The 19,277-nt window shown below is 71.1% G+C and carries 23 protein-coding genes; 11 read left to right on the top strand and 12 right to left on the bottom strand.

The annotated features are described in order from the left end of the window. Positions 1–30: 30 nt before the first annotated feature. Entirely contained in the window at positions 31–966 is a 936-nt protein-coding gene (locus tag ACQP1V_RS17730; RefSeq protein ID WP_433424284.1) for a nitroreductase/quinone reductase family protein, read from the bottom strand. Between the two features lie 346 nt (positions 967–1,312). On the opposite strand from ACQP1V_RS17730, the gene ACQP1V_RS17725 reads away from it, so the two are divergent. Then, entirely contained in the window at positions 1,313–1,762 is a 450-nt protein-coding gene (locus tag ACQP1V_RS17725; RefSeq protein WP_157570673.1) for a hypothetical protein, read from the top strand. Positions 1,763–1,945: 183 nt separating this feature from the next. Here the strand turns inward: ACQP1V_RS17725 and ACQP1V_RS17720 are convergent, their stop codons facing one another. Both ACQP1V_RS17720 and ACQP1V_RS17715 read right to left on the bottom strand, forming a co-directional pair. Next, positions 1,946–2,155: a TOBE domain-containing protein gene (locus ACQP1V_RS17720; protein WP_433424281.1), complete on the bottom strand. Its 210-nt coding sequence runs from the start codon at positions 2,153–2,155 to the stop codon at positions 1,946–1,948. A gap of 72 nt (positions 2,156–2,227) precedes the next feature. Further along, complete coding sequence (locus tag ACQP1V_RS17715; RefSeq protein ID WP_433424278.1) at positions 2,228–2,833, bottom strand: molybdopterin-dependent oxidoreductase; 606 nt, start codon at positions 2,831–2,833, stop codon at positions 2,228–2,230. A gap of 107 nt (positions 2,834–2,940) precedes the next feature. Here ACQP1V_RS17715 and ACQP1V_RS17710 point away from each other — a divergent pair, with 107 nt between their 5' ends. From ACQP1V_RS17710 to ACQP1V_RS17690, 5 genes are all read left to right on the top strand, one after another. Continuing rightward, positions 2,941–3,147, top strand: coding sequence for a MerR family transcriptional regulator (locus ACQP1V_RS17710; RefSeq protein ID WP_433424275.1), 207 nt, complete (start codon positions 2,941–2,943; stop codon positions 3,145–3,147). After that, entirely contained in the window at positions 3,144–3,401 is a 258-nt protein-coding gene (locus ACQP1V_RS17705; protein WP_433424272.1) for a hypothetical protein, read from the top strand. The genes ACQP1V_RS17710 and ACQP1V_RS17705 overlap by 4 nt, the downstream gene beginning before the upstream one ends. Before the next feature lie 125 nt (positions 3,402–3,526). After that, positions 3,527–4,483 (top strand): sigma-70 family RNA polymerase sigma factor, encoded by a 957-nt coding sequence (locus ACQP1V_RS17700; RefSeq protein ID WP_433424270.1) that lies wholly within the window; start codon positions 3,527–3,529, stop codon positions 4,481–4,483. A 57-nt stretch (positions 4,484–4,540) separates the two neighbouring features. Beyond that, on the top strand, positions 4,541–5,320 hold the full coding sequence (locus tag ACQP1V_RS17695; RefSeq protein WP_433424268.1) for an alpha/beta fold hydrolase: 780 nt from the start codon (positions 4,541–4,543) through the stop codon (positions 5,318–5,320). A 122-nt stretch (positions 5,321–5,442) separates the two neighbouring features. Continuing rightward, positions 5,443–6,603 carry a PP2C family protein-serine/threonine phosphatase gene (locus ACQP1V_RS17690; RefSeq protein ID WP_433424265.1) on the top strand — a complete coding sequence of 387 codons (1,161 nt, stop codon included), beginning with the start codon at positions 5,443–5,445 and terminating at the stop codon, positions 6,601–6,603. On the opposite strand, the gene ACQP1V_RS17685 is transcribed toward ACQP1V_RS17690, so the two are convergent. Continuing rightward, complete coding sequence (locus tag ACQP1V_RS17685) at positions 6,600–9,413, bottom strand: SpoIIE family protein phosphatase (protein WP_433424262.1); 2,814 nt, start codon at positions 9,411–9,413, stop codon at positions 6,600–6,602. The genes ACQP1V_RS17690 and ACQP1V_RS17685 overlap by 4 nt on opposite strands. Positions 9,414–9,616: 203 nt before the next feature. Further along, complete coding sequence (locus tag ACQP1V_RS17680) at positions 9,617–10,576, bottom strand: helix-turn-helix transcriptional regulator (RefSeq protein ID WP_433424259.1); 960 nt, start codon at positions 10,574–10,576, stop codon at positions 9,617–9,619. A gap of 143 nt (positions 10,577–10,719) precedes the next feature. Here ACQP1V_RS17680 and ACQP1V_RS17675 point away from each other — a divergent pair, with 143 nt between their 5' ends. After that, a complete protein-coding gene (locus tag ACQP1V_RS17675; RefSeq protein WP_433424258.1) occupies positions 10,720–11,157 on the top strand; it encodes a VOC family protein in 438 nt (145 codons plus the stop codon). A 162-nt stretch (positions 11,158–11,319) separates the two neighbouring features. On the opposite strand, the gene ACQP1V_RS17670 is transcribed toward ACQP1V_RS17675, so the two are convergent. Genes ACQP1V_RS17670 through ACQP1V_RS17660 form a run of 3 tightly spaced genes read right to left on the bottom strand, consistent with a single transcriptional unit; the run spans position 11,320 to position 12,635 of the window. Beyond that, the gene (locus tag ACQP1V_RS17670; protein ID WP_433424256.1) at positions 11,320–11,733 is read right to left on the bottom strand and encodes a spore-associated protein A; all 414 of its coding nucleotides are present in this window, start codon (positions 11,731–11,733) and stop codon (positions 11,320–11,322) included. A 43-nt stretch (positions 11,734–11,776) separates the two neighbouring features. Next, positions 11,777–12,190: a spore-associated protein A gene (locus ACQP1V_RS17665; protein ID WP_433424254.1), complete on the bottom strand. Its 414-nt coding sequence runs from the start codon at positions 12,188–12,190 to the stop codon at positions 11,777–11,779. A 34-nt stretch (positions 12,191–12,224) separates the two neighbouring features. Further along, the gene (locus tag ACQP1V_RS17660; protein ID WP_433424251.1) at positions 12,225–12,635 is read right to left on the bottom strand and encodes a spore-associated protein A; all 411 of its coding nucleotides are present in this window, start codon (positions 12,633–12,635) and stop codon (positions 12,225–12,227) included. Positions 12,636–13,237: 602 nt separating this feature from the next. On the opposite strand from ACQP1V_RS17660, the gene ACQP1V_RS17655 reads away from it, so the two are divergent. Continuing rightward, positions 13,238–14,206 carry an ArsR/SmtB family transcription factor gene (locus ACQP1V_RS17655; RefSeq protein WP_433424249.1) on the top strand — a complete coding sequence of 323 codons (969 nt, stop codon included), beginning with the start codon at positions 13,238–13,240 and terminating at the stop codon, positions 14,204–14,206. Here ACQP1V_RS17655 and ACQP1V_RS17650 read toward each other — a convergent pair. Next, positions 14,175–14,972, bottom strand: coding sequence for an ABC transporter permease (locus ACQP1V_RS17650; protein WP_433424246.1), 798 nt, complete (start codon positions 14,970–14,972; stop codon positions 14,175–14,177). The two genes, ACQP1V_RS17655 and ACQP1V_RS17650, sit on opposite strands and share 32 nt — an antisense overlap. Continuing rightward, a complete protein-coding gene (locus tag ACQP1V_RS17645; RefSeq protein ID WP_067139650.1) occupies positions 14,969–15,682 on the bottom strand; it encodes an ABC transporter ATP-binding protein in 714 nt (237 codons plus the stop codon). Before ACQP1V_RS17645 ends, ACQP1V_RS17650 begins: the two co-directional genes overlap by 4 nt. Before the next feature lie 162 nt (positions 15,683–15,844). Between ACQP1V_RS17645 and ACQP1V_RS17640 the strand changes: the two genes are divergently transcribed. From ACQP1V_RS17640 to ACQP1V_RS17630, 3 genes are read left to right on the top strand one after another with little or no spacing between them, the layout of a single operon-like run. Beyond that, complete coding sequence (locus ACQP1V_RS17640) at positions 15,845–16,993, top strand: sensor histidine kinase (RefSeq protein ID WP_433424243.1); 1,149 nt, start codon at positions 15,845–15,847, stop codon at positions 16,991–16,993. Between the two features lie 4 nt (positions 16,994–16,997). Beyond that, positions 16,998–17,645 carry a response regulator gene (locus ACQP1V_RS17635; RefSeq protein WP_157570677.1) on the top strand — a complete coding sequence of 216 codons (648 nt, stop codon included), beginning with the start codon at positions 16,998–17,000 and terminating at the stop codon, positions 17,643–17,645. 26 nt (positions 17,646–17,671) lie between these two features. Then, the gene (locus tag ACQP1V_RS17630; RefSeq protein ID WP_433424240.1) at positions 17,672–17,986 is read left to right on the top strand and encodes a thioredoxin family protein; all 315 of its coding nucleotides are present in this window, start codon (positions 17,672–17,674) and stop codon (positions 17,984–17,986) included. Positions 17,987–18,117: 131 nt separating this feature from the next. Here ACQP1V_RS17630 and ACQP1V_RS17625 read toward each other — a convergent pair whose 3' ends face one another. Together ACQP1V_RS17625 and ACQP1V_RS17620 are read right to left on the bottom strand one after the other, a co-directional pair. Further along, entirely contained in the window at positions 18,118–18,930 is an 813-nt protein-coding gene (locus ACQP1V_RS17625) for a helical backbone metal receptor (RefSeq protein WP_433424237.1), read from the bottom strand. Next, a complete protein-coding gene (locus ACQP1V_RS17620; RefSeq protein WP_433424235.1) occupies positions 18,923–19,261 on the bottom strand; it encodes a TfoX/Sxy family protein in 339 nt (112 codons plus the stop codon). The genes ACQP1V_RS17625 and ACQP1V_RS17620 overlap by 8 nt, the downstream gene beginning before the upstream one ends. Positions 19,262–19,277 lie beyond the last annotated feature (16 nt).

Here is a 19,277-nt window from a genome sequence, read left to right as displayed (position 1 = left end):
CCGCACCTCCGGGCCACATCAACTCCGCACTCAGCCGAAATCGGGGGCCGTCGCCGTGGCGTTCAGCGCCTTGACGATCGTGCGTTCCTCGTACTCGAAGTGCGTCTCCAACTGGGCGGCCAGGCTTTCCAGTTCGCTGCGCAGCCGGACGGGGTCGCTCTCACCGGGGACGAACCCGTCGACCAGCCCCTGGATCTCGTCCTGCAGCCGCGCGACCACCACGTGTTCCTCGCCCAGTTCGGTCAACGCCGGGGCGAGGCCCGGGAACCGCTTCGCCAGCATCGGGAACACGGCCATGTCCTCGCCGGTGTGGTGCTTCTTCAGCGCACCGCAGAACTCCATGCAGTGCGTGCGCATCTGCTGCGCCAGGTCCGGCTTCGGCCGCTCCAGCGTGGCGGGCCCCGCGCCGGCGATCAGGTCGACGACCTGGCGGCGCAGGTCGTCGAGCTCCTTGCGCAGCCAGTCGTGGACCTCGACGATCCAGTCGCCCATGCCCTTGACCCGCTCGGCGCCCGGCTCGGGGCCAACCCGGTGCAGCACGACCACGGGGATCACCCGGGTGGTCTTGGCCTGGTAGTCGCCGTAGCCAGGGGCCACCTCGACGACCTTCGCGAAGAGCTTGTCGCGCTCCTCCCCGTCCGGGATGGAGGCGATCGCCTCGTACGTCTCGGTGCCGACCTCAACGGTCACCATGGGGTTCTTCCTGATGTTGTGGTACCAGGCCGGGTGGGTGGGCGCGCCGAACATCGACGCGACCACGAGGGTTTCACCGTCGATCTCGACCTTGGCCAGCGGGCTCGTCCGCGGCTTGCCGGTCTTGGCGCCCGTGGTGGTCAGTAGGAGCAGTTGTGCCCCTTCGAACATCCCACCGACTTTGCCGTTGTTCTCCCGGAACTCCTTGATGACGCTCTGCTGAAAGGCGTCGGCGTCGAAGTCCTTGTACTTTTCGGGCGGGTTCTGGGTCACGCAGTAGTTCCTTCCGGATCAATCCTTTGGATGGATTGGAGGCGGGAGACCACCACGAGCCGACACAAAAAAACCCCACAGGCCGTACTTGCACTGGAGACGCAGCACAGAACCCCCTTTTCGAGGGGTGCCATAACGGCGAGAGAGTCGGAAGATGTGCCGATCTCCGCGGTGGCTTGAAAAGCCGCTACCTCCATGCAGTAGGCCCATACGGGGCTCGCCGCCGAGGCTAACGTAAAGCGTGTCGCCTGTGCAAGGTGTTGCCCGTGTGCTCGGTCGACGTGACGCAGGGGAAGTAGTCTACGATCAAGATCAGCATCTCCCCCCGACCCTAAGGATCGCTGCCTTGTCCCTCCGCACCAAAATCCAAGCGGGTCTCGCCTGCACAATCATCGCCGCCGCCACGGTCATGACGGCAGCCAGCCCCGCCGCAGCCACCGGCGGAACGTGCGGCTCCGGATACAACTTCCTGAAGTCGTATCCGCTGAAAAGCATCTTCACCAGCACCGTCCCCGGAGATCTCAGCATCTACTACAGTCCTTCCACGGGAAATAATTGCGCCATCACCCGAGTGAGGGCGGCATGGGACGGCAAGGCACAGAATGTGTATGTCTCACTGGGCGACGGCAGGGCCTCGTACGTAGTGGACCCGCCGAGCGGCAGCACCAAGAATTATCACTATTACGCAGGGCCGGTTTACAAATACCTGAAGGGGAAGTGCGTTTATACCGTGGGGTATTTGGAGTATGGCGGATACGAATACTCCGCGCACGCCGATGGGGTTCACTGCGGATGATCCCGGGCTCCTCGACGTGAAGCCCTCATATTCCGTCGGGTGAATCGGAGAAATCTACGCACGGTCGCCAGTTTCATTGGGCTGCGGCGCTCTCCGGTGGGGCGGGCGTCGGGTTCGCGAACCCGGTGGCGCGTGGTGCGGCATTCGCTTGCCGCTGCCACGCGCCACCTCCCGTCCCGTCGGTCAGTCCTCGACGCCGAGGATCACGTCGGAAGCCTTCACCACGGCGACGACCCGTCGGCCTGGCTCCATTCGCAGCTCCTCCGCGGCCTCGACGGTGACAGAGGCCATCAGCCGCACGGCTCCGGCGTCCAGTTCGACATTGGCCGTCGCCTCTCCCTTGGTCACCCTGACGACGGTCGCCGGTATCCGGTTGCGCGCGCTCAATCGCATGTTGCCGCCTCCCCTCTCGCGATGACCACGATGGCGACATCGCACAGATGACCTCCCCGCAAAAAGTCCCGATCACCCTGTTCCGACGCGAGTGGTCTCACCTGCGCCTCGCACGGGGTCGAGTGCGTCGGTGTTGCCGACGTGGAGGCGGACGACGCCGCTGACGTAGCGGCCGCCCTTGATGTCACCAGGGACGACCAGGCGCGGGCCTTCGGCGTCGATCTGCTTGCCGTCCTGAGAGAGCGCGAGCAGGACCTTCTTGCTGGAGAAGGACGGGTCGATCTCGGCCCAGGCCACGGTGGCGCGGTAGCCGTCGGAGCCGATCGCAGTGACCACGAGGCGCAGCTGGGTGTTCTTGACATCCGGGTCGATCCGGGGCTGGGTCAGCGCCAGCACGTCGGCCAGGAGCGGCCCGGTGAAGGTGTGCTTCTCCGCGCCGTGGGAGGTCTGGTAGCGGACGCGGACGGTGTGCTGGGGCAGGCTGCGCAGCCGGGCCAGGCTGAAGGAGCGGGGATGGTCGACCTCACCACGGACCTTGACCGTCGCCGAGGCGGCCTGCTGAGCGGCCTTGTGGGCGTACGGCTGCGCGAGTGCTGGGGCGACGGGCGCGAGGGTGGTCAGCAGGGCGGCGGCGAGGGCGGACGTGGCGGCCCAGCGACGAGGGGAAGCGAGACTCATGCGGCATTCTCCGTCTCGTGGATGCTATGGCAATACCGTAGATCAAGCCGCTAATGCGATGGAAGATTAGCGTTCTAGGTAGTAAATGCGGAATATATGGTTGGGCCGTGACGACGTTTCGGATCAGCGAGGCCGCGGCGCTGCTCGGGGTCAGCTCCGACACCGTCCGCCGCTGGATGGACGCGGGCCGGCTGAATGTCGGGCGTGACCAGCAGGGCCACCGGCAGATCGACGGCGCCACCGTGCTTGTCACCCCCGGCCAACAGATCCGGGCGTCGGTCAAAGCCACCGAGACGCATGCCTGCCCGGCATGAAGACGCCGCAGGACGACCGCCACGAGTGCAACGCGATCTGTCTCGGCGGTCCCTGCCACGGCATGCTGACCCACATCGATCAGGACATCGGCATCCTGCTCGTCCCTGTGCCTCGGTGCTCACCCGACGAGCCCGAGACACACGCGCGCTACCGCGTCACCCGCGAACGGGTGAGCTACCACGGCCACGCCGAGCCATACGTTGCCCTGCACTGGGCCGACCCGCACCGCTCGTGCAGTCAGGCGCAGACCTGATCACCAGACCAGAGCCGGATGTCGGTGACCTGGCTGACACGATCGCCTCGCGCTGCGGCATCGAGCGGCGCTTCTCGACACTGAGCCGGGCGGGCATGCCCAGCCGGCACCGGTAGCCTGCGCCCATGGCCATGGGCGACCCGACGGGGACGGATCTCAACCGCTATCGCGGGGAACTGACCGGTTACTGCTACCGGATGCTCGGCTCGCCGTTCGAGGCGGAGGACGCGGTGCAGGAGACACTGCTCCGGGCCTGGCGCGGCCTGGCGGCCTACGACGAGCGGCGGGCCTCGCTGCGGACCTGGCTCTACCGCATCGCCACCAACATCTGCCTGGACATCCTCAGGGGCGCCGCGCGCCGGGCCCGCCCCATGGACCTCGGGCCGGCCGCGCAGGGGCCGGATCTGGGCGCGCCGCTGCCCGAGCACGCCTGGGTGCAGCCCGCGCCCGACGCGCTCGTCCTGCCGGCCGCCGCCGATCCGGCGGCGGCGGCCGTGGCGCGGGAGACGGTCGGCCTGGCGTTCGTCGCGGCGCTGCAGGTCCTGTCGCCGCGGCAGCGGGCGGTGCTGATCCTGCGTGACGTCCTGTGCTGGCGGGCCGCCGAGGTCGCGACGCTGCTCGGCACGACGGTCGCCGCGGTGAACAGCGCGCTGCAGCGCGCGCGGGCCGCCCTTCCCGCCGGGCCCGCACGCGCCGCCGACCCCGTCGACCCCGCGCTGCTGGCCCGCTATGTGGACGCCTTCGAGCGGTACGACGTGGCGGCGCTGGTCGCGCTGCTACGCGAGGACGCGACGATGTCGATGCCTCCGTTCGCGTGGTGGCTGCGTGGCAGGGACGCGATCGAGCGGGCGCTGGTCGCCTCGGGTGGGCCGTGCGCGGGGTCCCGGCTGGTGCCGGTGGCGGCCAACGGAACGGCCGCGTTCGGGCACTACCTGCCGGACGGCGCCGGCGGATACCAGAGGTTCGGATTCGTCGTCCTGGAGATCGAGGGCGCACGCGTGGTGTCGACGACCTCCTACCTCGGCGACACCCGGCTGTTCGACCTTTTCGGCCTGCCGGACTCGCCTCCCGCGATGAGTTAGGGGCGGCCGCGTCGTACACCCTCCGACCGACCGGTTCAGCGAGAGGAACGATGTCCCATGGCCGACTACATCGAGATCAACGGGATCCCCACCTGGTACGACGAACGGGGGCCCGGCGCCGAGGCCCTGGTGGTGCTGCACGGCGGCTTCAGCGACTCCAGGGATTTCGCCGGCAACCTGGACACGCTCGCCGACCGCTTCACCGTCTTCATGCCCGACCGGCGCGGGCACGGACGCACGCCCGACGCGCCCGGGCCGATCACGCTGCCCCTCCTGGTCGAGGACGCGATCGCGTTCTGCGAGTTCGCCGTCAAGAAGACCGGCGGCCGCGTCAACCTCGCCGGATACAGCTTCGGCGGCACGATCGCGCTGGCGGTCGCACTGCGCCGCCCCGACCTGGTGCGCGCACTGGTGCTGATCAGCACGGCGTTCCATCACGAGGGCATGATCATCGCGCCGTCCGGCGACGGGAGCGCGATGCCGGAGCAGGTCGTCGCCGCGTACGCGGAGGTCTCCCCGGACGGGCGGGACCACTTCCCGGTGATGGCCGCGAAGATCATGGCGGGGATCGCGGCGGAGCCCCTGGCCCTGACCGAGGCCGAGGTGTCCGCGGTCGCGGCCCGCACGCTGGTGATGGCGGCCGACGACGACATCGTCCGCCTGGAGCACGTGCTGGCCCTGTACCGGGCGATCCCCGACGCGGAGCTGGCCGTGGTGCCGGGCGCCTCGCACGTGCTCCTGCACGAGAAGCCCGCGCTGTGCGCCCGACTGGTCCGCGATTTCCTCACCCTTCCCGCCGGCCCCACCTACCTGCCCGTCCGCCGCGGGAGCCGATGACGGATCCGCCCCCGCGTTTCCCCTCCCGCGCTCCCCCGGCGCATCCTGGCAGGAGAGGCGAACCCGGATGGCGGCCACGGCGACGCGGCCGGCCGCCATCCAGCGGATGGGCGGTAGCAGCGATGGGCGACGAACGACGATCCGGCAATGCGGCCGGGAGGCAGGCAAGACGGAGCTTCCTCACGACGGCCGCGCTCGCGACCTGGCTCGTGGTGCTCTCCGCGATCGTCGTCGTGCTCGACATGGCCACCGGCACCCGCGTGCGGTTGGCCCCGCTGCTCGTCTTCCTGCCCGCGTTCATCGCGGGCGTCGGCACCGTGCGGCAGACAGTGGTGGCGTCCGTGTGGACGACCGCCGTCGTCGGCAGCTCCGCCGTCTATCTCGGCGGGGACCTGTTCGACAACGTGCTCTCGGTGCTCTTCACCGCGGCCTTCGGCGCGCTGAGCATCGTCACCTGCCGGTACCGGACCCACCGCGACGAGGTGGTCGTCCGGATGCGCTCCGCCGCCGCGGCTCTGCAGCGGCAGCTCCTCCGGCCGCTCCCCCTCATCACCGACCAGATCGCGGTCGAGGGCGTCTACCAGCCGGTCGAGGAGGACAACATGGTCGGCGGGGACGTCTACGAGGTGGCGGCGTCGCCGTACGGGACCCGGGTGCTGATCGCCGACGTCCAGGGCAAGGGACTGCCCGCGCTCGGCGCCGCCTTCGCCGTCCTCGGCGCCTTCCGGGAGGTGGCCCACCGCGAAGCCGCCCTCAGCGTGATCGTCGACGCGCTGGAGCAGGCGGTCGTCCGGCACAACGAATTCGCGGCGGAGACGGGCGAGCCGGAGCGGTTCGTGACCGCTCTCCTGCTCGACATCGACGGCGCGCTCCAGGTGCAGGCCGTCAACTGCGGCCACATCCCCCCGTACCTGCTGCGCGCGGGGCACGCGGCGGCGGTGGCGCTGCCGGGCACCGGGGTGCCCCTCGGGCTCGCCCGGCTCACGCGGGACCCCCACGTCGTGGAGCGGTTCGCCTTCCCCCACGACGCGACCCTCGTCCTCTGCACCGACGGTGTCACCGAGGCCCGGAACGCGGACGGCGACTTCTATCCGCTGCGGGCACGGCTGCGCACGTGGGGGGAGCTTCCGCCGGAGCGGCTCACCGCGACGCTCCGCGCCGACCTGGCCCACTTCACCGGGGGCAACCCCCGGGACGACATCGCCGTGCTGGTCCTGCGCCGCAGGTCCTGGCGACGCCTGGCGGTCGACCGCTCCGTGACCCAGCACGCCGAGCAGAGCTAACCGGGGGTCACGGCGCCGCAGGGAAGGGGCTGCTCGGTCCAGATGACCTTGCCGTCGGCGGTGTGCCGGGTGCCCCAGCGCTGGGCGAGCTGGGCGACGAGGAACAGGCCGCGTCCCCCTTCGTCCGTGGTGGCGGAGCGCCGCAGGCGCGGTGAGGTGCTGCTGCCGTCGGAGACCTCGCAGATCAGCGTGCGGTCACGCAGGAGCCGCACCTGGATGGGGCCGCCCGCGTACCGGATGGCGTTGGTGACCAGCTCGCTGATCACCAGCTCCGTGGAGAACGCCAGCTCTTCCAGGTCCCAGTCGGCCAGCTGCCGGGTGACCTCCGTACGTATGCCGGAGACGGCCGCCGGGTCGGCGGGCACGTCCCACTGCGCGACCTGGCCGGCGTTCAGCGCGCGGGTGCGGGCGACGAGCAGGGCGACGTCGTCGCTCGGCTGGGTGGGGAGCAGCGCTTCGACCAGGGCGTCGCAGGTCTCCTCCGGCGAGCGGAGCGGATCGTGGGTGAGAACGCGTCGCAACCGGTCGAGCGCGACATCGATGTCGCGGTCGCGGTGCTCGATGAGCCCGTCGGTGTAGAGGATGAGCCGGCTGCCCTCGGGCATCGCGATGTCGACGGTCTCGAACGGCACGCAGCCCAGCCCGAGGGGCGGGCCCGCGGGCACCTCGGGAAACTCGACGGTGCCGTCGGGGAGGACCAGCGCCGGCGCGGGATGGCCCGCGCGCGCCATGGTGCAGCGTTGCGAGGCCGGGTCGTAGACCGCGTACAGGCAGGTGGCGCCGATGATCCCGGCTCCGGCCGCGCCGTCCGGGTCCTCGTCCAGGTCGAGCCGGCCGACGAGGTCGTCGAGGTGGGCGAGGACCTCGTCCACGGGCAGGTCGAGGTCGGAGAAGTTCTGGACGGCGGTGCGCAGGCGGCCCATCGTGGCGGAGGCGTGCAGGCCGTGGCCGACGACGTCGCCGACGACCAGCGCCACGCGGGCGCCCGAGAGCGGGATGATGTCGAACCAGTCCCCGCCCACGCCGGCCTGCGCGGGCAGGTAGCGGTGCGCGGCCTCGACGGCGTTCTGCTCGGGCAGGCCGTGCGGGAGCAGGCTGCGCTGCAAGGTCAGGGCCGTCGCGCGTTCGAGCGTGAACCGGCGGGCGTTGTCGATGCACACGGCGGCCCGGCCGGACAGCTCCTCGGCGAGGGACAGGTCGTCGCCTTCGAAGGGCCCCCGGTGCTCCAGCCGGTAGAAGGTCGCCACGCCCAGGACGACGCCCCGGGCGAGCAGGGGGACGGCGATGGCGGAGTGGATCCCCGACGCGCGGACCTTCTGGGCGCGCCCGGGATCCTCGGGCATCCACGTGGACGCGAGGGTCGGCAGCGGTGAGAGCACGGACTGCCCGGTCGCCAGGCACCGTGCCTGCGGCGTCGCCGGGACGAACGTGACCAGATGGCCCACCGGGTACAGCTGCGAGTCCCCGTCGACGGCGCCGAGCGCCACCCGGCGCATCGCCGCTCCGTTCACGCCGGTCGGCTCCTCCCCCATCAGCACGACGTCCGGCAGATCGACGGTGACGAAGTCCGCGAGCCGTGGGATCGCGACCTCGGTCAACTCCTCGGCGGTCCGGGTCACATCGAGCGTGGTGCCGATGCGGACGCCGGCTTCGGTGAGCAGCTCAAGACGCTGCCGCGCCAGCAGGGCGAGCCGGCCGACCCCCGGCTCGCCCACCGCGATCAGGCACTCGTCGGTGACACTGGGCGGCTCGGCGACGGTGGTCTGGGTGGAAGAGGCGGTCCAGGCGGAGGGAGCGGTCGCGCGCGGCGCCGGCAGGGTGATCGCGTTCGGGAGCCGCTCGTACGGCGTGGCAGAGCGAGCGGTGGCGAGGCGGCGCAGCCCGCCGCCGGGCAGGACCGCCTCGACGGCGATGCCGGTCTCCCCGGAGGAGCACGTCACCGGCCGGCTCAGGAGCGTCGCCGCCCGGCCGTTCGGGAGCGCCACCTCGACGACGGCCGCGTGCCCCAAGGAGATCAGCTCCGCGGCCTTCTCCTCCAGGATGAGCCGGTCGCCGCGGCCCAGCGGGTCGCCGCCGGGTGCTCCCAGGCCGGCGGGCTCGCCCGCGTCCGGCAGCAGGAGGGCGGCCGCCCGGTCGCCGCGCGCCGCGAGGCGGGCCTGGACGAACGTCTGGAGCAGCGCCCGCTCGCGCTCCGCGGTCTGCTCCAGCAGGCGCCGCTCGATGTCGCGGGCCGCCTCGCGGACGAGGGCCGTCATCAAGGGGTCGGCGTCCTCACGCAGGCAGGTCAGGTCCAGCAGACCCCGGCTCTGGCCGCTCAGGGGGTCGCGGACGGGGACGGCCGCGCAGGTGAACACCTGCAGGGACTCGACGAAGTGCTCGCGTCCGTGGACGAAGGCGGGCCCCCGTTCGACCAGCGCGGTGCCGATGCCGTTGGTGCCGGCGATCTCCTCGGCGTACGCGAATCCGGGCGCGAGCTCCCGCTCGTCGAGAACCTTCCGCAACGACGGATCGTCCACGCGCCGCCTGACTATCCGCGCCTGCTCGTCGCAGACGATAACGCTCATCCGCATGCTGCGGAGCGCGGAACTCAGCCGATCGAGCACGGGACCGGCGGCGCGAATGAGATCGCTTTCCTGATCCAGGTCCTGGTGGTACGGAACAGCGATGCGGTCGGCCGGAATACCCAGGTTCTGACAGCGCTGCCACGAGGTCAGCACCGATGCCCGCACGCCCGCGCCGACCGGTCTGCCTGCGAGGAGGCGTTCACGGGCGTCGGCGAGGGCATCGTTGTCACTCAATCCGGCCGACACGTCGACCACTCCCCCCGATGTGGCGAATTCGGCTATTCCATGGAGACAGGACAGCATTTAGCCGATTCAGCGCATTAGTGAAGCTTATTTACGCTCCGCAAAGTCAGGGGAGATTCCCGCTCTCGATTTCCTCCGTTTGGGCAAAATCGGCGCGGCCGTACCGGAGCGGCGGCCGGAGGACCGGACCCGGCAGGCCGGGCGCGTCAGCCGGGCCCGGCCATCGCCGCGAGGCGGCCGGCAAGTAGGGCGGCGGCCTTCCTCAGCTCCGGAGGCTCCAGCACCTCCGCCTCGAAGCCCAGCCCGGCCACGCGAATGGCGAGCCAGTTCAGGTCCTCTCCGCCGACGACGAGCACGCACCACCCGTCACGATCGTCCTCGACCCGCCCCACCTGGGGCGGCACCAGCTCCCGCACCCGCTCGGGCCGGGCGCGCACCCGCACCCGGGCGAGATACCGGTACGGCGCCTCGGTCACGGACCGCTGCACGTAGGCGACCGGGTCCGGGTGCTCCGTGGTCCGGAAGCGCCAGGTCGTCGCCACCACATCACGCATCCGGTCCAGCCGGAAGGTGCGCCAGTCGTCGCGGTCGACGTCCCGGGCCATCAGGTACCAGCGGCGGCCGGTGGTGACCATCCGCACCGGCTCGACCGTCCGCTCGCGCTCCTCGCCGCCGCGGCCGGCGTACCGGAACCGCACCCGCACGGCGTCGCGGCAGGCCCGCGCGAGCGTCATCAGCAGCTCCGCGTCGATCTCGACCCCGGGGCCGACAAGGGTCTCGGTGGCGCCGTACACCGCCCGCACCTCGGCGCGCAGCCGGGGCGGCATCACCTGGTCGAGCTTCGCGAGCGCCCGCAGTGCCGCCTCGCCCGCCCCGGCGACCGTGCCCCCCGCCGCCAGCCGCAGGGACACCGCCGCCGCGATCGCCTCCTCGTCGTCGAAGAGCAGCGGCGGCAGCCGGGTGCCCGCGCCGAGCTGGTAGCCGCCACCGACACCCGCCATCGCGTGCACGGGGTAGCCGAGCGCGCGCAGCCGCTCCACGTCGCGGCGCACACAGCGGTCGGTGACCCCCAGCTCGGCGGCCAGTTCGGCGGCGGTCCAGGACGGCCGGCGCTGCAGCAGCGCCAGTAACCGCAACACCCGCTCGGTGGTCCCCTCGACAGTCACGCGTTCATCGTTTCACAAATCGCGGAACGATCCTGTCCGCTATAGGCGGCAGTCTGGCACCATGACCGAGCAGACCTGGAACCCCCTGCTCCGCGACCTTCACCCGCATACCCGCAAGCAGATCCGTCAGGAGGCGAGCTGAAATGGCCCGCGACGTCCAGATCACTTTTGACTGCGCCGACCCGGCCGGGTTGGCGGCCTTCTGGGCCGAGGCCCTCGGCTACCGGCTGCAGGACCCGCCCGAGGGCTTCGAGTCGTGGGAGCAGGCCATGGACGCGATGGGCCTGCCGCCCGAGCGCCGCAACGACGCCTCGGCGGTGGTCGACCCCGAGGGCTCCGGGCCGCGGCTGTTCTTCCAGCGGGTGCCGGAGGGCAAGCAGGCCAAGAACCGTGTGCACCTCGACGTACGAGCCGCCCCGGGGCTCGTGGGCGACGCGCGGATGGCGGCCCTGGAGGCGGAGGCCGAGCGGCTCGTCTCCCACGGCGCCACCCGGCTTCAGCGCCACGAGCCCGCTCCCCCGCTCGGCGCCGGTTACATCGTGATGGCCGACCCTGAGGGCAACGAGTTCTGCCTCGACTGATCAGCCGTTCGGCGGGGGCGGCGACACCACCACCGCCCCCATGAGGCGGCGGCCCCCGCGTGGAGATCACGCGGGGGCCGCCGTCGTCCTGGCCGGCCGCGAGGGGCGTGCCTGACAGATACCGCGCCCGGCAGGGCGCGAATTGTCAGGAACGCCCCGGGATCAGCCGCAGTTCGTCTTGCGCTTGCCGCCCTCCGTGCCGGAGATGCGGCCCATCCAGTCCACACACTTGCCGGACGCGGACAGGTAGATCGGACCGGCGTAGCTGGTGTAGTAGCCGCCGTCGTAGACGTCCCAGTGATTTCCGGCGGGATTGACCGACAGGCCGGCCTCGACGAGGACGGCCGAGCCGGCCGAGTTCCGCTTGGCCACCACGCAGTTCTTGCCGGTGGCGGAGCTGTACGTCAGGAACACCGTTCCCTTGGTGCCGATCGCGGCGGAGTTGACGACGGCGTAGCCGCTTCCGCACTCGTTTCCGTACGTCGCCGCGGAGGCGGGGGAGGCCGTGGCCATCGCCCCGACGAGCGCGGTTACCGCGACCGCCGCCGCGGCGGCCGCCTTCTTCACGGGCGTCATATGGGTTGTCCCTCTTCCTGTCGCTTCGGGTTCTTCATCCGGATCAACCGCAGTTGGTGCCCTTCTTGTACTGGGTGGCCGTGCCGATGGTGCCGCCCCAGTCGACGCACGAGCCCGCCGCCGACACGTAGATGGGGCCGGCGTAGCTGGTGTAGTTGCCGCTGTCCTTGATCCAGGTGGAGCTGGAGGACTTCTTGAGGTAGGCCTCCACCAGCGTGGCCGTCCCCGAGGTGGTCCGGACGGTCGCCACGCAGTTCTTGCCGGTGGCGGAGCTGTAGGTCAGGAACACCGTCCCCCGGCTGTCGGGGAGGTGGAAGGAGTTGACGACGGAGTAGCCGCTTCCGCACTGGCCACCGTAGGTGGCGGCGGACGCAGGGAGGGCCATGGTCATCGACCCGGCGACGGCGGCAGCGGCAGCGGCACCGATCAGCGCGGTCTTCAGAAGCAGTTTCTTCATGGTCGTCCTCTGATGCCTCTCGATGGATCGGGGGTCAGCCGCAGTTGGTGTTCTCGCCACCGGCGTAGGTGCCGCTGATGGCGCCGCCCCAGGTGACGCAGGAGCCCTTGGCGGACCGGTAGACCGGCCCGGCGTAGGAGGTGTACGACCCCTCGTCCATGGCGTACCAGGCCGGGTCGGACGACTTGGCGATGGCCGCCATCATCGGAACGGCGGAACCGGTGCTGTTGCGGACCGTGACGACGCAGTTGTAGCCGTTGGAGTTGTTGTAGGTCAGGAAAACGGTGCCCTTGCCGCTGATGGTCTTCTGGTTGACGACGGAGTAGCCGCTTCCGCACTGGCCGCCGTACGTCGCCGCGGAGGCGGGGGTCGCGATGGCCAGTGTCCCGGCGGCGATCGCGAGCGCGGCAATGCCTGTCGCGGTGATCCTCTTCGAGATGCGCATGATCCGCTCTTCCTGTCACCGGTGCGGCTCCCCTGCGGAACCGCACCGGAGACGCTACGGAGCGGTAGGAAGACCCGGAAGGCGGCCGGCCGGTGTTTCGGCTGGGACCGAAAGACGAGGCCGAAAGGCGGCGACCCGGGGGTGCGGCGGGGCATGCGGCGGGCCGGTCCCCGCATCCGGTCCCCGCGTCCGGTCCCGATTCAGCCCCCGCGTCCGGCCCTCGGGGCGCGGGCACGAAAGAGCGTTGAGCCTATCGACATCACGATCACCTAACGGCATAATGATCTACGAAAGTCAGAAGGAGTGGGTGCGCATTGTCAAGTTTTTGACCGGCGGTTTCTCGGGGTGATCGGCCCGGTCGGCCGATCTTCCGCGCGGCGGCACTCTCACCGGTGACCCTCCTGTGCGTCCCAGCTCTGCCCGGACGCCGGCGAGCGCGCCTCATCATCCGCGTAGAAGACCCGCGATCATGGATCGCCATTTCAGGACTTGGCCCACTTCCTTCTCATCGGGGCAACAGCGGGATGGAATGCCAGATGCTACGCGTCCATTTTTCTGCGCAGGATTGGGAACGGCTCCGCGTCGTTGCGAGGCCCGACCCCATGTGGGAGCTCGTCCTCAGCCTTTACATGCTGGGAGAGGCATCCGATGAAATCGTCTTCGGGCAGTGGAGGCAGCGGGTCCTGTCCCGGCTGAAGCCGGAGTCCCGGATGCTCCTCGACCTGGTGCCACCCCAGGGATACGCCCCGGACTTCCTCAGCCCGCCGGTGGGGGGCGAGGACCCGGGCGACGGGATCGACGCCGTGCTGAACACCCCGCGGCAGCGTATCGGCGAGGAGCTCGACCGGAGGTTCGACGCCGGTCCGCGACCGGAGTGGTCCGGCGCGCTGGCGCGCAAGGAAGGCCGTGCCGTACGAGCGCTGGGCAGGTCGATGCGCGCCTACTTCGACATCGCGCTTCGCCCGTACTGGGGCTACATCTCCCAGGTCGCCGAGCACAGCGCCACATCGATCGGCGATGCGGCGGAGGGACCGGTGGCGCCGATCCTCCGGCTCAGGGACCTGCCCGCGGCCCGGCAGGCCTGCCGTACGACCGTGGAACTGGAGTACGCGCAGGAGCGGGAGCTCGACCTGCGGGGCCGGGGCCTGGTGCTCATCCCCGCGTTCTTCTGCGCCGTCAACCCGGTGACCTTCTACGACCCCTCCCTGCCGCCGGTGCTCCTGTACCCGGTCGGCCACCGCCCGATGTCGTTCCTGGCCCGCGCCGCCCGGTCGGCGGGGCCGAGTGAAAGGGTCCTCCAGCGTCTGTTCGGACGCACCCGCGCCATGGTCCTGCGGACATTGGAGGGAAGGGTCCACACGACGGGCGAGATCGCGCGCATCCTCGACATCTCGCCCGCCTCGGCCAGCGAGCACGCCTCCCTCCTGCGCGACGCCGGGCTCGTGTCCAGCGAGCGCCGCGGCAACCGGGTCTGCCACCGGCTCACGCCGCTCGGGCTGGAGTTCCTCCACGGCCCCGTGGCCGGCTCGACCTCTGAGTTCAGGTCACCTCTCTGCGGACCGCGCGCGTGAGACCCGCCGCCGTCGGCGCGGCGATCCAGAAGGCCACGGACACGGCCAGCCGGGCGAGATCGCCGCCCGTCATGTCCGCGGACGCGAGGGGTGCGGCGGTGGCGTTCAGATCGAGCCACCCGGCCAGAACCTCCCCGGCGGTGCCGAGCCTCGCGACGATCCCCCACATCAGCGGGCCGGCGAGGCAGACGACGATCGCGGCCGGGGCGTTCATGAGCAGCATGCCCAGGGCGAGCCCTTCCGCGACCACGAGGACGTTCGCCCCGGTCCAGCCCAGCAGGACAAGCGGTGAGATGTCCCAGGTCGCCGGGACATGCCGGACCTCGGCGACGACCGCCGTGACGAGCACCGCCGCCAGCAGCGCGAGCAGCGACGCGGCCACCGCGGCGATCAGCGGCGGCAGGCACTTGGCCGCCAGTACGCGCATCCGCCGGGGTTCCAGAGCGAACGTGGTCAAAGCGGTGTGATGGGTCCACTCGGCGGTCACCGTGAGAATGCCGAGCACCGGGAGCAGCGTGCCGAGCCCGATGCCCGCCGTACCCAGCACGGTGAGCGCGCGGGGACCGACGACGACGCCGCGCGCCACAACCGACGCCACCGTCAGGCCGACCAGGAGTGCGGCGAGGATCAGGCCGCTGCGGGTGTCGACGAGCTTGCGCGCCTCCACGGCCACGAGGCGCCGGAACGGGGCCGGCGAGACGGCCCGCGCCCCGGCCGCGACCGGCCCGCCACCGCCCTCGGTGACAGGGACCATGTGCTCGCTCATGCCACGCTCCGGTCGGCGCCGGCGGTCAGGTCGAAGAAGGTCTGCTCCAGGGTCCGGCCCCGGTTCAGCTCGTCCATCGTGCCCTGGGCGAGCACCCGGCCGCGGCCGACGACCACGACGCGGTCGGCGACCTCCTCGGCCTCGTGCAGCAGATGGGAGCTGAGGAGCACCGCGCATCCGGAGTCGGCGAGGCCGCGGAGCAGCCCGCGCATCCATCGCATGCCCTGGGGGTCCAGTCCGTTGCCGGGTTCGTCCAGGACCAGCACGCCGGGCCGGCCGAGGAGGGCGTGCGCGACGCCGAGCCGTTGCCGCATGCCCAGGGAGTAGCCCTTGACGACGCGCCGGCTCTCCCGGTGGGTCAGCCCGACCAGGTCGAGGACCTCGTCGACCCGCCGCCTGGGCAGGCCGAGCGTCATCGCGCCCAGAGTGAGGGATTCCCTCCCGGTGCGTCCCGGGTGGTACGCGTTCGGGGCGAACATCGTGCCCACCCGGTGGGCCGGGCCGTCCAGCTCGGCGTAGGCGCGGCCGAACACGGTGGCCGATCCCGATGTCGCGCGGGACAGCCCGACCAGGATGCGCAGCGCCGTCGACTTTCCGGCGCCGTTGGGGCCGAGGAAGGCGGTGACGCTGCCCGCCCCAACGGTGAAGGACACGTCGTCGAGCGCCTTCACCTCTTTGTAGACCTTGCTGACATGGTTGAACTCGATCACCCGTCCAGTCCAGCGGAGAGGGCGTCACCCGTCATCGGCCCCGGGGCGTGCCCTCCCCGTCCCCGAGGCCGGTTCCGACCGCGCCGATCTCGACCTGCGGCCATGGTGATGTCGACCATGGTCGCTGACGCGCCGGCCCCCGGGCTTCATAGGCTGTGGCGCGTGCATGACCGTACGGACGACCAGCCACCCCTGGACCGGACGGATGTCGCGCTGCGCTATCTCTGCGCCGTGGTCCCGATGCTGTTCTACGGCGTCATCCTGGCCTGGCTCGTCCTCCGGGAGCCCGACCGGCTCCTGCCGGCCGCGGCCGACGTGGCGATGGGAGTGGCCGGGCTGGTCCTGATGCGCCGGCGACGACACCGGCCCTTGCCGGTCGCGCTGGCGACCGCCCTGCTCACCGTGTTCTCGACCACGGCGGCCGGCCCGGCCCAGGTCGCGTACGTGTCCCTGTGCACGCACCGGCGCCCGCGCCAGATCGTCCTGGCCGCCGCCGTCTCGTGGCTGTGCCTGGCGGCGCAGGCCGCCTGGTACGGCATCGGCCAGGCGACCGTCGTCTCCGTGACGACCGGGACCGTCCTCCTCGGCGGGCTGACGGTCTTCGGCCTGTACCTGCGCGGACGGCGCGATCTCGCCGCATCGCAGCGGGAGGCGGCGCTGGCGGCGGAGCGCGAGCAGCTCCACCGGATCGAGCAGGCCAAGCTCGCGGAACGGGCGAAGATCGCGCAGGAGATGCACGACGTCCTGGCCCACCGCGTCTCGCTGCTGTCGATGCTCGCGGGCGGCCTGGCGTACCGGACGGACCTCGGTCCCGAGGAGACCCGCCGGATCGCGCTGGCGATTCAGGAGAACGCGCACCAGTCGTTGAACGAACTGCGGGCCGTGCTCGGCGCGCTCCGGCGCGCCGACACCGTGGAGGCGCCACAGCCGACCCTGTCCCGGGTGGGCGACCTGTTCGACGAGGTACGCGCCGCCGGGCAGCACGTCGAGGTGGACGACGGCGTCCGCGACGCCGACCTGCTTCCGGCCCCCACCGCCCGGCACGCGTACCGGATCGTGCAGGAGGCCCTGACCAACGCGCGCAAGCACGCGCCGAGCAGCCCCGTGACGGCCCGGCTGCACGGGCGGCCGGGGCGCGGCCTGCACATCCGGGTGAGCAATCCGGTGCCACCGGGGACGTCGGCGGGCCCCGGAAGCAGGTTGGGCCTGGTCGGGCTGGCGGAACGGGCCAGGATGGCCGGAGGCACCATCAGCCATGCCGTCCGGGACGGACGCTTCGTGCTCGACGTACGGCTGCCGTGGGAGGTATGACGCCGTGATCCGACTGATGATCGTGGACGACGACCCGATGGTGCGCACCGGGCTGCGCCTCATCTTCGGCGGGGACCCCGACCTGGAGATCGTCGGCGAGGCCGGGGACGGACGGCAGGCGATGGCGCTGATCCGTGACGTGCGGCCGGATGTGGTGGTGATGGACATCAGGATGCCGATCCAGGACGGTCTGGCCACCACCGAATCGCTGATGGCCGAGCCGGACCCGCCCCGGGTCCTCGTGCTCACCACCTTCGACGCCGACGACATGGTGCTGCGCGCCCTGCGGCTCGGAGCCTGCGGCTTCCTGCTGAAGGACACCCCTCCCCCGAAGATGATCGAGGCGGTCCGGGCGGCGGCGAAGGGTGAGCCGGTGCTGTCCCCGAGCGTCATGCATCAAGTGATCGACGCGGCCACCGGCAGACACGAGCCGGACCGGCCGGAGGCACGCCGGGAGCTGGCCAGGCTCACCGAACGCGAACGCGAGGTCGCCGTCGAAGTGGCACGGGGCAGCTCGAACGCGGAGATCGCCGAGCGTCTCTACATGAGCGTCGCCACCGTGAAGGCCAACATCACGCGGATCTTCGCCAAGCTGGGCACCGACAACCGCGTCCGCGTCGCGATGAAGGTGCGCGACGCCGGCCTTCTCTGAGGGACCCGGGCAGCTATGGTCACGTCATGGACGTGATGCTGCTGACGGTCCCCGACTGCCCCAATCTGCCCCTGATAGAGGAACGCCTGGCCGAGGCGCTGTCCGGGCGTCCGGAGATCCACGTCGCCCGCCACGTCGTGACCGATCACAGCCAGGCGCAGCAACTCGGCATGCGCGGTTCGCCCACGATCTTGGTCAACGGGCGTGACCCTTTCGCCCAGCCGGGGCAACCCGCAGGACTCGCATGTCGCCTGTACCGCCACGCCGGAGGCGTCTCCGGCGCCCCGTCGGTGGCTCAACTCCGCGCGGCCCTCGCAGGTGAGGCGGGCGACGACACGTAGTCGCGTGATCCCCCGAGTCCTCGTTCTCCTCCCTCAGCACGCGCGCCGTGCGTGCCGCCGGTTAAACGGTCAAGCCATTGGTCGGCGAGATTCTTCGCCACTCATAACACCCCCACAGCAGGGCGCGCGGATCAGGCGCCGGTGAGCGGAAGCCCCAACTGGTCCGCGAGGACACGCCGCGCGTCGGCCATCGAGGGGCCGTACCAGGTGAGATGGCGGCCGCTGACCAGGGCCGCGTCGACGCCGGGGAAGCTCTCCGGCCCGTCGTCCGCGGTGAAGCGGTACGGCTCGTCGGGCAGGACGGCCAGCTCGGGCCGCGCGGCCATGATGTCGGCGAGGGGGATCTTCGGATACCGCTCCGGATGCGAGGCGAAGACGTTGTCGATCCCCAGCCGCTCCAGCACGTCTCCAGTGAAGGTGTCGCGGCCGACGACCATCCAGGGACGCCGCCACACGGGGATGACGGCACGCCGCCGGAGGGTCGGCGGCGGCGCGGCCCATGCCCGCGCCGCCTCCTCCAGCCAGGCGGGGCGGGGAAGCCGGCAGGCCAGGGTGAGCATGCGCTCCAACGAGGTCAGTGCCTCGTCCACGGTGCGGATCGCGGTCGTCCAGACCGGGACGCCCGCGCCGCGCAACGCCTCGAGGTCGACGTCCCGGTTCTCCTCGAAGTTGGCCAGCACGATGTCCGGGCGAAGCGATGTGATCGCGGCGAGGTCGGGGTTCTTGGTCCCGCGGACCCTCGTGACGTCGAGGTCGGCGGGATGGCTGCACCAGTCGGTGGCCCCGACGAGCACCTCCCGCCGGGTGGCCGCGACGGCCTCGGTCAGCGAGGGGACAAGGGAGACCACCCGCCGTACCCGCGTGGGGACGGAGACGACCCGGCCGAGATCGTCGAACTCCCGCGGGAAGCCGTCGAACGCGGCGTCCTCCCTGGCGTCACTCACCCGCGGCCTCCTTCTCGTTGTAGTCGAGGGCTTCCCGGATCCACGAGTCGAAGGCCTCGTCGGACTCGGTGCCGCCGGCGTCGACGACCATCCAGCCCTTGCTCATCCTCCGGCCGCGCATCTCGGGCCAGAACGCCCCCTCGCGCTGGAGCAGCTCCCCGACCCGGTCGGGGTCGCATCGGAGCATGAGCCGGCCATGGCTGTCGGCGCTGACCGCCAGCTTGCCGTTCACCATGAAGGCGAGGCCGCCGAACATCTTCACCTCGCGCACGTCGGCCTCCTCGGACAACGCCTCGCGGATGCGGTCGGCGAGCTCCGGGTCGTATGCCATGCTCTGCATCCCCTCT

The organism is Microtetraspora malaysiensis, assembly GCF_050947145.1.
Classification (GTDB): Bacteria; Actinomycetota; Actinomycetes; order Streptosporangiales; family Streptosporangiaceae; genus Microtetraspora_A; species Microtetraspora_A malaysiensis.
The sequence above is the reverse complement of the archived record's forward strand: the minus strand, read 5'-3'. Positions and strand labels throughout refer to the sequence as shown.